Origin of the sequence: Streptomyces sp. NBC_00659, assembly GCF_036226925.1 — a bacterium.
Lineage (GTDB): Bacteria > Actinomycetota > Actinomycetes > Streptomycetales > Streptomycetaceae > Streptomyces.
On sequence record NZ_CP109031.1, the window covers coordinates 5,794,682 to 5,807,417 of the forward strand.

A 12,736-nucleotide genomic window follows, 5' to 3' on the forward strand; every position below is an offset into this window, starting at 1 on the left:
GGCGCCCTTCGCGGGTCCTCGCCAACGGTCCACGGTTCTCAAACAGTTCTCAAACGGTCTCGACGAGGAGAGCGGCACGTGTCACAGGAGAGCTCTGTCCAGGAACAGCCGGACGAGGGAACGTACGACTACGACGTCGTCGTCGTCGGCTCCGGCTTCGGCGGCTCCGTCACCGCCCTGCGGCTGACGGAGAAGGGGTACCGCGTGGGTGTCCTCGAAGCCGGCCGACGCTTCACCCGCGACACGCTCCCCAAGAACTCCTGGGACATCAGGAACTACCTCTGGGCGCCGCGGCTCGGCATGTACGGAATCCAGCGCATCCATCTGCTGGGCAATGTGATGGTGCTGGCGGGCGCGGGAGTGGGCGGCGGTTCGCTCAACTACGCCAACACCCTCTACGTACCGCCGAAGCCGTTCTTCGAGGACCCGCAGTGGAAGGACATCACCGACTGGGAGGAGGAGCTGAAGCCGTACTACGACCAGGCCCGGCGCATGCTGGGTGTGCGGCTCAACCCGACCATGACCCCGTCGGACGTCCACCTCAAGGCCGCCGCGGAGCGCATGGGGGTCGGCGACACCTTCCACATGGCGCCGGTCGGCGTCTTCTTCGGCGACGGACAGGACGCGGACGGCTCCGCCGGTGCGAAGCCCGGCGAGGAGGTCGCCGACCCGTATTTCGGGGGCGTCGGGCCCTCGCGCAAGGCCTGCACCGAATGCGGCGAGTGCATGACCGGCTGCCGCCACGGCGCCAAGAACACCCTCAACGAGAACTATCTCCACCTCGCCGAGAAGGCGGGTGCCGTCGTCCATCCCATGACGACCGTCGTGTCCGTCACCGACGACTCGCGGGGCGGTTACGCCGTCCGGACCCTCCCGACGGACAACCGGCGCAAGGGCCCGGGGCGGACGTTCACCGCGCGCCGGGTCGTTCTCGCGGCCGGCACCTACGGCACCCAGACGCTGCTGCACCGCATGAAGGCCGGCGGTCAGCTGCCGTACCTGTCGAAGAGGCTGGGCGAGCTGACCCGCACCAACTCCGAGGCCCTGGTGGGCGCCCAGACCGACGACCGCCGCTACCGCAAGGCGCACGGGACACCCAAGGCCGACTTCACCCAGGGTGTGGCCATCACGTCCTCGATCCACCCGGACGAGAACACCCACATCGAACCCGTGCGCTACGGCAAGGGCTCCAATGCCATGGGCGGCATGTCGATCCTCCAAGTCCCCTATGCCGAGGGCTCGTCGAGGGTGGCCGGGTGGCTCGTCAACGCGGCCCGGCATCCGCTGCTGACGCTCCGGTCGCTCTCCAACCGCCGCTGGTCCGAGCACACCATCATCGGGCTGGTGATGCAGTCGCTCGACAACTCCCTGACGACGTATCTCAAGCCCAAGGGCGCGGGCAAGGGGCTGTTGACGGCACGTCAGGGACACGGCGCGCCCAACCCCAAGCAGATCGAGGCCGCTTCGCGCGCCGCCTCCGTCCTCGCCGAGGAGATCAACGGTTTCCCGGGCAGCAACGTCGGCGAGCTGATGGGCACCCCGCTGACCGCCCACTTCCTCGGCGGCTGTCCGATCGGCGCCGGTGCCGAGGAGGGCGTCATCGACCCCTACCACCGGCTCTACGGCCACCCCGGCATCTCCGTGGTCGACGGCGCCGCGGTCTCCGCGAACCTCGGCGTCAATCCGTCGCTCACCATCACCGCGCAGGCCGAGCGGGCCATGTCGTTCTGGCCCAACAAGGGCGAGGCCGATCCGCGTCCGGCGCCGGGAGCCTCGTACGAGCGTCTCAAGGCGGTGGCGCCGGGGCGTCCCGCCGTTCCCGCGGACGCGTTCGGCGCGCTGCGGCTGCCGTTCCTGGGCATGCCGGCGATGCCGCCGAAACCGTAGCCGTAGCCGTAGCCCGGGACCCGGCCCCGCAGGGCTGGGACCAGGCCCCATAGAGCCGGGAGCCGGCAGCCGACCCGTACAACGAAGAGAAGGACCTGCGCCCCCCTCCGAGCGCAGGTCCTTCTCTTCGTATGTGACCGACGACCGCGTCAGTCGTGCCGTGCCGTGGTGTTACGCGCTCGCGCCGGCCTTGCGGCGACGGACGACGACCAGCGCACCGGCACCGGCGACGACGGCGATACCGCCGGCGAGGCCGATCATCGGCAGCGCGGAGCTGGAGCCCGTCTCGGCGAGGCTGCCGTCGACCTGCGGCGTGTTGCTCTTGTCGGCCGGCTTGTCCGAGACCGGAACCTTGCCACCACCCTGCGGCTTGGTGCCGTCGGTGTCCGTGCCGGCCGCGACGATCTGGAACTTGTACGCGACCTCGCCGTAGCCGACGCACTCCGAGTCGGCGTCGCCGTAGATGCTGGCGCCGAGGGAGAAGCCGACGCCGACCGGGGCGCTGGACTTCACGTTGATGCGGAGCGGGAAGTCGACCTCGTAGTCGGGCTTGAGCTCGTCGGTGTAGCCGACGTAGCCGACCGCGTCACCGTCGTCGTCGAGGTCCTCCCAGACCTTGTCGTCCGGGTTGTACGCCTGGAGCTGGACCTGCTTGCTCTTGAACATGTCCTCGCCGTTCTTGTCGGGCGACGCGCCCGCGAAGAAGCCGAGGTCAGTCAGGGTGGAGTCGGATTTGTTCAGGACGTCCAGGGAGAACTTGTGCCATCCGCTGCCCGCCGCGATCTTGCCGGGCAGACCGTTGATGGAGACCTGGACCTTGGACTCCGAGCAGTCGGAGGGCTCGGGCTCGGGGGACTCCTCCGGCTCGGACTCCGATGCGGAGACGCTCGGCGCGGGCGCCGACTCCGACGTGGAGGTGCTCGGCGCGGGCGCCGACGCGGAAGAGGACGCGGAGGCGGAGGCGGAGGCGGAGGCCGACGCCGGGTCGGTCGGCCCGGCCGACTCGCTCTGACTCGGCTTGGCCGACTCGGGTGCCGACTCGGACACGCTCGCACTCGGGGACGGGCTTTCTTCCGCGAACGCGGCCGGCGCGACCGACAGCAACGCGAGCGGTGCTATGACAGCCGTCGCGGCCGCAGTGGCCATGGCACGGCGAAGCTTCATGAAGACCTCGGTGATCCTGTGCGCCGTGAACTCGCGGCGCGAATATGGAGTTTGGGGATGGTCCTCCGCGTGTGGACACGGATGTGACCGTTGGTTCTGCAGGTGAGACAGGCCGGGTCCGGGAATGGTTGTGCTGTATCTCACGGAATTCTTATGTGGGCCGGGTCACATCGGCGTACGGCTCGCGTCCGTCCGTTCGAGACGCCCGGAAAGGGAACTGTCCGTCCGGGCGCGCAGGGTGACGGAGCGGCAGGTTTCCCGCACTGACGTCTCCGTGCCCCGGCGTCCGCGCTCCGGGCACGGCGAAGGGCCCCGCGGACACGTGTCCGCGGGGCCCTTCTTCACGGCAGCACCGGCGTCAGGGCGGCACCGGTGCCTCGAAGCGGCGTCGGGGGTTGCGCCGCCGTCGACGGGAGTGGCCGCCGGTCCGCGCTGCGGCGCACGAGGGCGCGCACGTGACGACGGCCTGAACAGGTTCCGTCGGACGGCCCCGGGCGTCCCCGGGGCCGACCGTTCTCTTGAGTGACCGGGCTGCTGTCCCCTGCCGTCCGGTCACACGACCTGGAGCGAGGTCCCACGACGCACGGCACGATCCGTACGTCTCATCGCTCCAGTGAAGCCACGCGTGGTTCTTCCGGGCCCGCCCCTGGCTGACACGGACACCAGAAGAAACGAAGTCCGCGGTACCCCGGATACGCGCCGTACGGGTGAGGGGGAATGCGTACGTGTGTACGCCGGGTGCGGGTCTCAGATCCGGCCGCGGCACAGTTCGAGCAGGGTCATGGCCAGCGAGGTGCCGGGCTTGCCGAGCGCGTCCCGGTAGTGGCCGAGGATCTCCATCTCGCGGGAGAGGTTCACCCGGCGGCCGCCGGACGTGATCCGGGCCTCCTGGATCACGGCCGATACGGCCATCCGTTCCTGCACGAGACCGATGATCCGGTCGTCCAGGGCGTCGATGCGCTCACGGGCACCGGTGATCACATCGGCGGCCTCGTCGGTGCGGGCGCCGGTCTTGTCGAGTACGTCGGCCATGGTGGGGCTCCTCGGTGGAAGGGGTGCCCCGGAGCGACCCGGCCCGGAAACGGCAGACGCCCCGGGCCTTGTCGGCCCGGGGCGCCTGGGAAGTCGCTTGTCAGTTGCTCAAGCAGCACGACCATGGCAGCCGGTGGGCCGGTTGCCATAGGTAAACAGGAAGGTCGTGTGCGTGAGCATGACGGCAGTATGCACGCCCGCCGCGGCGCCGGCCAAGACGGTTCGGATGGTGAGACCGGCGTCCGAAACCGCGCGGGTGCCGGGCCCGCCGCGGCCCCCGAAACCCCGCGGGCGCCAGGCCCGCCGCGGCCCCCGGTAGAATCGGCCGTACACACCCTTTTGCTCACCGCCGGAAGGCAGACCGTGCCAGAAGCGTCCCCCGCCGCCCCCGACACCGTCCTGGTCGTCGACTTCGGTGCGCAGTACGCCCAGCTCATCGCCCGTCGCGTCCGTGAGGCCCGGGTCTACAGCGAGATCGTGCCGAGCACCATGCCGGTCCAGGAGATGCTCGCCAAGAACCCGGCCGCGATCATCCTCTCCGGCGGTCCCTCGTCGGTGTACGCGGAGGGCGCCCCGCGCCTGGACCGCGCGCTCTTCGAGGCGGGCGTCCCCGTCTTCGGCATGTGCTACGGCTTCCAGCTGATGGCGACGACCCTCGGTGGCACGGTCGACAACTCCGGAGCCCGCGAGTACGGCCGTACGCCGCTGCACGTCTCGAAGTCCGGCTCCACCCTGTTCGAGGGCACCCCGGACGAGCAGCCGGTGTGGATGTCGCACGGCGACGCCTGCTCCGCCGCCCCCGAGGGCTTCACCGTCACGGCCTCCACGGACGTCGTCCCGGTCGCCGCCTTCGAGAACGACGAGAAGAAGCTCTACGGCGTCCAGTACCACCCCGAGGTCATGCACTCCACGCACGGCCAGCAGGTGCTGGAGCACTTCCTGTACCGCGGCGCGGGCATCACCCCGACCTGGACCACCGGCAACGTCATCGACGAGCAGGTCGCCCTCATCCGCGAGCAGGTCGGCACCAAGCGCGCCATCTGCGGTCTGTCCGGCGGAGTGGACTCCGCGGTCGCCGCGGCCCTCGTCCAGAAGGCCATCGGCTCCCAGCTCACCTGTGTGTACGTCGACCACGGTCTGATGCGCCAGGGCGAGACCGAGCAGGTCGAGAAGGACTTCGTCGCCGCGACCGGCGTCCAGCTCAAGGTCGTGGACGCGGAGGAGCGCTTCCTCACCGCGCTCAAGGGTGTCTCGGACCCCGAGGAGAAGCGGAAGATCATCGGGCGCGAGTTCATCCGCGTCTTCGAGCAGGCCCAGGCGGAGATCATCGCCGAGGCCGCCGAGGGCGAGGACGTCGCGTTCCTGGTCCAGGGCACGCTCTACCCGGACGTCGTCGAGTCCGGCGGCGGCACCGGCACCGCCAACATCAAGTCCCACCACAACGTGGGCGGTCTCCCCGAGGACCTGGAGTTCCAGCTCGTCGAGCCGCTGCGCCAGCTGTTCAAGGACGAGGTCCGGATGGTCGGACAGGAACTCGGCCTGCCCGACGAGATCGTCCAGCGCCAGCCGTTCCCCGGCCCCGGCCTCGGCATCCGGATCGTCGGCGAGGTGACCAAGGAGCGTCTCGACCTGCTCCGCGCCGCCGACGCCATCGCCCGCGAGGAGCTGACCGCCGCCGGTCTCGACCGGGAGATCTGGCAGTGCCCGGTCGTCCTGCTCGCCGACGTGCGCAGCGTGGGCGTCCAGGGCGACGGCCGCACGTACGGCCACCCGATCGTCCTCCGTCCGGTGTCCAGCGAGGACGCCATGACGGCCGACTGGTCGCGGCTGCCGTACGACGTCCTGGCGAAGATCTCGACCCGGATCACGAACGAGGTCGCGGACGTCAACCGCGTCGTGCTCGACGTGACGAGCAAGCCCCCGGGCACCATCGAGTGGGAGTAGTCCCCCCGGGGTCACTCCCCCTGGGGGAGTGACCCTCCCCCTCAGGTCCGCTTGAGCGTGCGCACCGGCGCGCCGGGCTTCCAGACCTGGACGACCAGATACGTGTCGTCCTCGACATAGGTCCGTGTGACCTCCGTCAGCTCGGTGCGGAAGAGGTGGAACGGCTCCGGCGGTTCCACCTCTTTCACGTACGCGGCCTTGGCGGGGACGCCGTCGCCCACCTCGACCGCCCGCCCGCTGATCCGTACGTCGCCGCCGCCCATGTCGGTACCCGCTCCGGGGTTGGTCTGGAGCGCGAAGCGCGGGTCGCGGCGCAGGTCGAGCGCCTTGAGGGAGTCCGGCATCATGCCGAGCCACAGCTCGCCGTCCAGGAAGCGCACCTCGATGCCGGAGGTGCGGGGCGAGCCGTCCTTGCGGAGGGTCGCGAGGACGTGGTGGGTGAAGGCGCCGAAGCGCTGTTCGACGGTGCCGGCGAGGTCCGGTTCGGCGGTGGAGAGCGCTGCCCAGTTCATGCGGCGAGTCTGCCGCGTATACCCGACGTCTCCTGTCGGGTATTGCCTGTGTCCCCCGGCGTTCCACATTTTTCTCTCACGGAACACCCCTGTTCTCCTGCGCTGACCCCGGGTAACTTCCGCTCGTACCGAACACGCCAGTGCTGGAGGACATATGCACGGGCCCACTCCGCCGCTGCCCCGCCCCACCGACCAGCTCCGCTTCGCCATGCCGCCGATGCACGAGTCGACGGACGACGAACGGCGGCACCGCAAGGAGCGGCTGGCCGGCGCGCTGCGGCTGTTCGGACGGCTCGGCTTCGAGGACGGCGTCTCGGGACACATCACGGCACGCGACCCGGAGTACAGCGACTGCTTCTGGGTCAATCCGTTCGGCATGCCGTTCAAGCACGTCACCGTCGGCGACCTGGTCATGGTCAACGGGGAGGGCCAGGTGATCGAGGGCCGCTACCACGTGAACCAGGCCGCGTTCACCGTGCACTCCCAGGTCCACGCGGCCCGCCCCGACGTCGTCGCCGTCGCCCACTGCCACTCCGTGCACGGCCGCGCCCTCGCCGCCCTCGGCGACCTGCTCGACCCGATCACCCAGGAGAGCTGTGCCTTCTACGAGGACCACGCTCTGTACGACGCCTACACCGGGGTCAATGTCGACGCCGAGGAAGGCCGCAGGATCGCGTCCGCGCTGGGCAGCCGCAAGGCGCTGGTGCTGCGCAACCACGGGCTGCTGACCGTCGGGGACTCGGTGGACGCGGCGGCTTGGTGGTTCCTGTCCATGGAGCGGTCGAGCCAGGTCCAGCTCACCGCGAAGGCCGCGGGCCGGCCCCTCCTCATCGACCACAAGCAGGCGGTCGCCACCCGCGAACAGCTCGGCGGCGACCTGGTGGCGTGGATCAACTACCAGCCGTTGTGGCAGGACATCAGCCGCAGCGAACCCGATCTTCTCAGCTAGCGAGGCCCTGGGGCGGAGGCCCCGGGGTGGGAGCCCTGGAGTGGGCGGCCCTGGAGGTCAGGGCCGGAAACCCCGCAGGACGGCCGCCTTCGTCAGGGCGAACTCCTCGTCCGTCAGGACGCCGTCGCGGTGCAGCTCGCCCAACTCCCGCAGCCGGCGCAGCAGTACGTCGTGATGGTCGGACGGCGCCGGCACCGCCGGCACCACTGGCACCACTGGCTTCGGCCGGGGCCGCTCCGTATACGCCCCGGTGCGGGTGGAGGGATGCGGCAGCCGGGCCGTGACCGCGGTGGCGACCAGCGCGGTGAGCAGGTCGCGGCGGGTGCTGCCCCACAGGTCGAGGGCGTACGGGTCCTTCTCGGGCGGCAGTTCGGAGAGGACCGCCTCGCCCGTCACGAAACGCAGGAAACCGTCCCCGTAACCGGAGTTGGGCAGCCATTCGACCCGCACGAGGTCGCCCAGGTCGATGATCCGGGGCCCCGTCGCCCGCTTGCCCCGGTCCGAGGTGTCCGCCCAGTCGATGCGTACCCGCGTCCCGTCGAAGGAGACCGTGCCGTCGCTGGACCGGACGGACACCGGGACGGGCGGCCCCGTGAGCAGATACGTCGTCGCCGCTTCCTTGGGGACCTGGTCCAGGAGCAGCGCGCGGCGGATCTCCTCGGCCACGTACGCGGCCACTCCGGAACGGTCCCTGCCGACCGACAGGTTGTAGGGGTCCGCCGCCTCGGGCAGCCGGCCCCCGGTCGCCTGGAGCAGCGGGTCGGCGCCCTCGCGCAGCCGCAACCGAAGGCGGCCGCGCTTGCGTTCGGGTTCGTGGACGACACCCGACACCGCCTCCAGAGGAACGGCGATCTCCCCGTACGTCTGCCGGAACAGCGGTACGGTTCGGTGCAGTCCCGGCGTGATCCTGACCGTGCTGCCGTCGAAGGCCCAGGTTCCGTCGCGCTGGATGATCTCGGCCATGGACGAATTCTCGCAGTCGGGTCAACAAGGGGTCGCTGGTTTCGCCCGCGCTGAGCCGACCTGACGCATGCGCGCGGTGTTCCGTACGGCACAATTCGCTGTCGTCACAAGAGAGTTGCCGGGGTGGGCGTGGGGCAGCCGGGCGTTCGTGGCATACCGGCTGTACGGAGTTTTTTTCTGGCGCGGGAAGGCGGCAGTGAGCGTGGCGGTGCAGGAGACGAGACACGGTGCGGGGCACGGTGCCGGGCCGGGGTCGGGATCGGGCACCGTGCGCAGCGGTGGCCCCGGTGGCGGTCCGGGCGCGGAGCAGGGCGGGGGACCGGGCGGGCACGAGGGCGGCTGCACGTGCGGGGACTGCCCGCACGGGGCGCGTACGGGGCACCGGCGGGCCGTCGCCGCGTTCCTCGCCAAGCGCGACGCGCTGGCGGCCGGGCAGGGGCTGCCCGCCGGTGTCGCGCACTCCGCCTCGGCGTCCCGGCAGTGGGTGTCCGACGAACTCACCCAGTCCGCGGACCTCGTCGCCGAACGCGGCCGCCTCGAGGGCGAGGCATGGCTGGGCCGGCTGTGGCGGTACACCGCGTCCACCGTCTGGGCCGCCGTCGTCGTCCTCCTGCTCGTGCAGGCGCTCACCGCGATCGGGGCCGGCTGGACGGCGGCGCGGACGGCGGGGCTGCTCGCCGCGGTCGTCCTGGCCGGACTCCTGACCGGGGCGGCCTGGCTGCACCGGACGCGGGGCGGGGCTCTCGCGCCGGTCATCGGCGAGGACAACCGGCTCTCCACCTCCCGCGCGGTGGCCACCGGCTGGGTGCTGCTCGTGGTGTACGCGGTGCTCGTGCTGGTGGGGCAGCTCGCGGCGGCCTCCGCACACGGCCGCCGGGACGAACTCATCGCCGGGCTCGAACTCGCCCGGGCCGCCGGTGTCGTGACCGTCGTCGCGGTGGTCTGCGGGGTCGCCGTGCTGGTGCGGCGGGTGGTCGGGCTGAGGGTGCTCGGGCAGCGGCTGCAGAAGGTCCGCGCGGACCGGCCTCGGGCCGCGGACCTGCTGACCGACGACTCCGGGCGGGGCGGCTTCGCCGACATCCAGTACGTCGTGATCAGCGGGGTCGCTCTCGTCTTCGCGGCGGTGCGGCTGGCTCGTCGGCCGTCGCAGTTGCCCGATCTTCCGTGGGGGCTGGCCCTGTTGGTGCTGGTGTCGGCCGCGACCTATCTCGCCGGGAAGTACGCCGAGGGCGGGCGGCCGGTGATCCTCTCCGTGGTCCGGTCCCGTGAGGCGGGCGATCTGGACGCTCCCATTCGCACCGGGGACGACATCGAGATCCGGGGTGCCGGGTTCGTGCCGCCCGGGGCGCAGACCGCTGACCGGCTGTCACGGATGGTCGTGCGGATCGGGGCGGTGCATGTGCATGTGCCGTTGGTCCCGGTGTCCGGGGGGTTCAGCAATCCCACGGACGCCGTACTGACGGTGCCTGTGCCGGTGGATGTGGAACCGGGGCGGGTGGAGGTGCAGGTGGTCACCGTGGCGGGGGTGGAGACGAACCGGTACGAGATCGACGTGACCGACTGAGGGTTCGCTGCGTGGTCGCTTGCGCTGGCGTCTGCGGGTCTCGGTCCGGTGGGTGGGTCGGGGCCGTGCCGGTACATCCGCCCGTCGCCGTTGGATCAGACGTGGGTTTTCCGGGGAGCCGCTGCTCGATCCGGACGTAAGCGACGGGCATCTGATGTACCGGCACGGCCCCTCCCGCCGAATCCCGACTGCAGGCGTGCGGTGGCTTGTGCCGTCCCTCACGGGCTTGATTTTCAGCCCCTCCGGCGTTTGAGGAGCGGGGTCTGGGGCGGAGCCCCGGGGTGGGACGGGTAGGGGCGGCGGGGGCGAAAGTCGCCTGTGGCTGTGCCAGGGGAGGCAGCGGGGCATTCCGAGAGGTAGGGCCCGGAAAAGGTTCCGTCGGGTGAGTCGGGGAACCGATTCGTACGTATGGTCTGTTGAGTGGCCAACGGCACGCGGGTGAGAGGTGGCGGAGAGCGATGACTCACGGTATGCGGACGGATACTCACACCCGGTATCCGGGGGAGCGGCGGGACTGGCGGGAGACCGCGACCCACTACGCCCTGTTGCCGCTGCGGATCTTCCTGGGCGTCACCTTCATCTACGCGGGCCTCGACAAACTGACGGACAGCGCCTTCATGAAGGCCTCCGGATCGGGCTCGATCGGCGACATGATGCGCACGGTGCGTGACTCCTCCGCCATACCGGCCCTCGTCGACCTGTCCCTGAAGAACCCCGTCGGCTTCGGCTATGCCATCGCGTTCGGTGAGCTGGCCGTCGGCATAGGCACCCTGATCGGACTGCTGGCCCGCCTCGCCGCGTTCGGCGGCGCGCTCATCTCGCTCAGCCTGTGGCTGACCGTGAGCTGGGCCTCCGACCCGTACTACTTCGGCAACGACCTCCCGTACCTGTTCTGCTGGACACCCCTCGTACTGGCCGGGGCGTCCTACTGGTCACTGGACGCCGTGATCAGGCGCCGACGCCGGCCACAGTCCGGCTACTGAGGCCCGGCGACGGTCCGGCCACCGGGTGCGGGCAGGAACACGTCGCTCCCGGTGGTTCAGGGCCCTAGGAGTTCACGTTCCGCGGCCTACGGTTCGTACGGCGTCTGCGGACGGCGTGGTTCACGGACGCCACGGCGCCCGCCAGGCAGAGGCCGACGACAACGACGGGGATGATGGCGAACCACTCGGTGTCCCACCAGCCCCCCGCGTCTCCGGCGTAGGCGATGCCCCCGGCGGTGAGGAAGAGGCCCACCACCAGCTTTCCCGGCTGGAACTCATGACGTGGCACGGGCCACCTCCGCCTGGCCGACTCCGACCTGGAGGTCGAGGTCGAAGGTGCCGCCGTCCTTGCCGCCTGTCGCCGGCGACAGGGTCACCTGCTTGTGCTTGCCCGGTTCCACGTCCACGTCCTTCTTGTCGTCACCCGGCAGCTGGATGTCTCCGACGCCCACCTCGACGGTCAGCCGCACGGTCGCGTCCTTGGGGACGATCACCTTCAGCCGGCCCGCGCGCACCTCGGCGTTCGTCCGCACCGTCTGTCCCCCGGCGAGGTCGACCCGGCTGAGGTCGAGGGTGCCCACGCCCGTGCCCAGGTCGTAGCTCGTCCGGACGTCGGCCGCGGTCGCCGGTGCCCATTCCGTCCGCACCCAGTGCGTGTCGATGTCCTTCGGCAGGGCCGAGGAGGCCGCGAGGAGCCCGGCCGTGATCACCGCCAGGAAGACCGTTCCCGCGCCCGTGCGACCGCGGAACGAGCTCACGGCGATCCCCAGGCCGAACACGATGAGCGCGGCGGCAAGTCCGGCCTGGAGGCTGGTGCCGAGCACCCGGTCGTGCCACTTCAAGCCCGTGGTCAGGCCGCCCGCCAGGAGGGCGAGCAGGAAGACACGGCCGCCTATGGGACGAGGGCCGCGCTGTCCGCGCTCCCGTTCCGTGCGCGGGACGGCGCGGGAGGTGCCGCGGGCGATGTTGAGCGCGGCCGCGACATCGCGGTCCAGGGTCTCCGAGGGACCCCACATATAGCCGGTGCCGCCGACGTGCGAACCGTCCTTGACGATCGGTTCGCGCCACCAGGAGGGATAGGAGTCGGGGACGGGCGGGGCCTTCGCCTCCGGCGGGGCGTCGGCGGCGGCCTGCGCGGCCAGGGGGTCCGGGTCGGCGGCGCCGCGGTTCCGCGACCAGTAGCCCGCGCCCGCCAGCAGCAGGGACAGGACGACCGCGAACGTCAGCACGCTGCCGTTCTTGAGCATGGACAGGAACACTCCGCAGCCGACCAGCGCGAAGAGCACGGCGGTCAGAGCGGGGCCGTCGACCCGGCCGGTGAGCAGCTTGCGGACCTCGTTCTCCTCCTCGTCGTCGTACGGGACGAAGAGCCAGGCGAAGCCGTAGAAGATGAGGCCGATGCCGCCGGTCGCGGCGAGCACCGCGAGCACGATGCGGAAGATCACCGGGTCCATGTCGCACTGCCGGCCGAGCCCGGCGCACACCCCGCCGAGCATCTTCTGCCGACGGTCGCGCCGGAACCCGCGCGGCAGCCCGGAGGACGGGTCGGCGCCGGCGTCCGCCGGCCGTGCCGCGGCCGCTTCCCCGTGGGCGCGCGGCTCGTCACCCGGAGCGGTGCCGGGATCCGGCCCCGCCGCCGCGTGCTGCTGATCTGTCATGCGTCCATGGTGACGGGCGGGACGGCGCGGCGGCAGTCGGGATGACCCTGGCCGAACCCTGATATCCGCCCGGAGGGGAG

Annotated in this window: 11 protein-coding genes; 5 read left to right on the forward strand and 6 right to left on the reverse strand. The window is 71.0% G+C overall.

The window, feature by feature from the left end:
* Window positions 1–78: 78 nt before the first annotated feature.
* Window positions 79–1,887: a GMC family oxidoreductase gene (locus tag OG410_RS25415; protein WP_329301274.1), complete on the forward strand. Its 1,809-nt coding sequence runs from the start codon at window positions 79–81 to the stop codon at window positions 1,885–1,887.
* 171 nt (window positions 1,888–2,058) lie between these two features.
* Here OG410_RS25415 and OG410_RS25420 read toward each other — a convergent pair whose 3' ends face one another.
* Both OG410_RS25420 and OG410_RS25425 read right to left on the reverse strand, forming a co-directional pair.
* Window positions 2,059–3,051 carry an LAETG motif-containing sortase-dependent surface protein gene (locus OG410_RS25420; RefSeq protein ID WP_329301275.1) on the reverse strand — a complete coding sequence of 331 codons (993 nt, stop codon included), beginning with the start codon at window positions 3,049–3,051 and terminating at the stop codon, window positions 2,059–2,061.
* 747 nt (window positions 3,052–3,798) lie between these two features.
* Complete coding sequence (locus OG410_RS25425; RefSeq protein WP_329301276.1) at window positions 3,799–4,083, reverse strand: chorismate mutase; 285 nt, start codon at window positions 4,081–4,083, stop codon at window positions 3,799–3,801.
* A 363-nt stretch (window positions 4,084–4,446) separates the two neighbouring features.
* Here OG410_RS25425 and guaA point away from each other — a divergent pair, with 363 nt between their 5' ends.
* Window positions 4,447–6,027 (forward strand): glutamine-hydrolyzing GMP synthase, encoded by a 1,581-nt coding sequence (gene guaA / locus OG410_RS25430; protein WP_329301277.1) that lies wholly within the window; start codon window positions 4,447–4,449, stop codon window positions 6,025–6,027.
* Window positions 6,028–6,068: 41 nt separating this feature from the next.
* On the opposite strand, the gene OG410_RS25435 is transcribed toward guaA, so the two are convergent.
* Complete coding sequence (locus tag OG410_RS25435) at window positions 6,069–6,539, reverse strand: pyridoxamine 5'-phosphate oxidase family protein (protein WP_326785976.1); 471 nt, start codon at window positions 6,537–6,539, stop codon at window positions 6,069–6,071.
* Window positions 6,540–6,693: 154 nt separating this feature from the next.
* Between OG410_RS25435 and OG410_RS25440 the strand changes: the two genes are divergently transcribed.
* The gene (locus OG410_RS25440; protein WP_326785975.1) at window positions 6,694–7,488 is read left to right on the forward strand and encodes a class II aldolase/adducin family protein; all 795 of its coding nucleotides are present in this window, start codon (window positions 6,694–6,696) and stop codon (window positions 7,486–7,488) included.
* Window positions 7,489–7,545: 57 nt separating this feature from the next.
* Here OG410_RS25440 and OG410_RS25445 read toward each other — a convergent pair whose 3' ends face one another.
* Window positions 7,546–8,451 carry a DUF4429 domain-containing protein gene (locus tag OG410_RS25445; protein WP_329301278.1) on the reverse strand — a complete coding sequence of 302 codons (906 nt, stop codon included), beginning with the start codon at window positions 8,449–8,451 and terminating at the stop codon, window positions 7,546–7,548.
* Window positions 8,452–8,719: 268 nt separating this feature from the next.
* Between OG410_RS25445 and OG410_RS25450 the strand changes: the two genes are divergently transcribed.
* Window positions 8,720–10,015, forward strand: coding sequence for a hypothetical protein (locus OG410_RS25450; RefSeq protein ID WP_329301279.1), 1,296 nt, complete (start codon window positions 8,720–8,722; stop codon window positions 10,013–10,015).
* A gap of 458 nt (window positions 10,016–10,473) precedes the next feature.
* Window positions 10,474–10,998 (forward strand): DoxX family protein, encoded by a 525-nt coding sequence (locus OG410_RS25455; RefSeq protein WP_328670994.1) that lies wholly within the window; start codon window positions 10,474–10,476, stop codon window positions 10,996–10,998.
* A gap of 64 nt (window positions 10,999–11,062) precedes the next feature.
* Here OG410_RS25455 and OG410_RS25460 read toward each other — a convergent pair whose 3' ends face one another.
* Together OG410_RS25460 and OG410_RS25465 are read right to left on the reverse strand one after the other, a co-directional pair.
* Complete coding sequence (locus tag OG410_RS25460) at window positions 11,063–11,287, reverse strand: hypothetical protein (protein WP_329301280.1); 225 nt, start codon at window positions 11,285–11,287, stop codon at window positions 11,063–11,065.
* Entirely contained in the window at window positions 11,274–12,656 is a 1,383-nt protein-coding gene (locus tag OG410_RS25465) for a PspC domain-containing protein (protein WP_329301281.1), read from the reverse strand. Before OG410_RS25465 ends, OG410_RS25460 begins: the two co-directional genes overlap by 14 nt.
* Window positions 12,657–12,736: the final 80 nt, after the last annotated feature.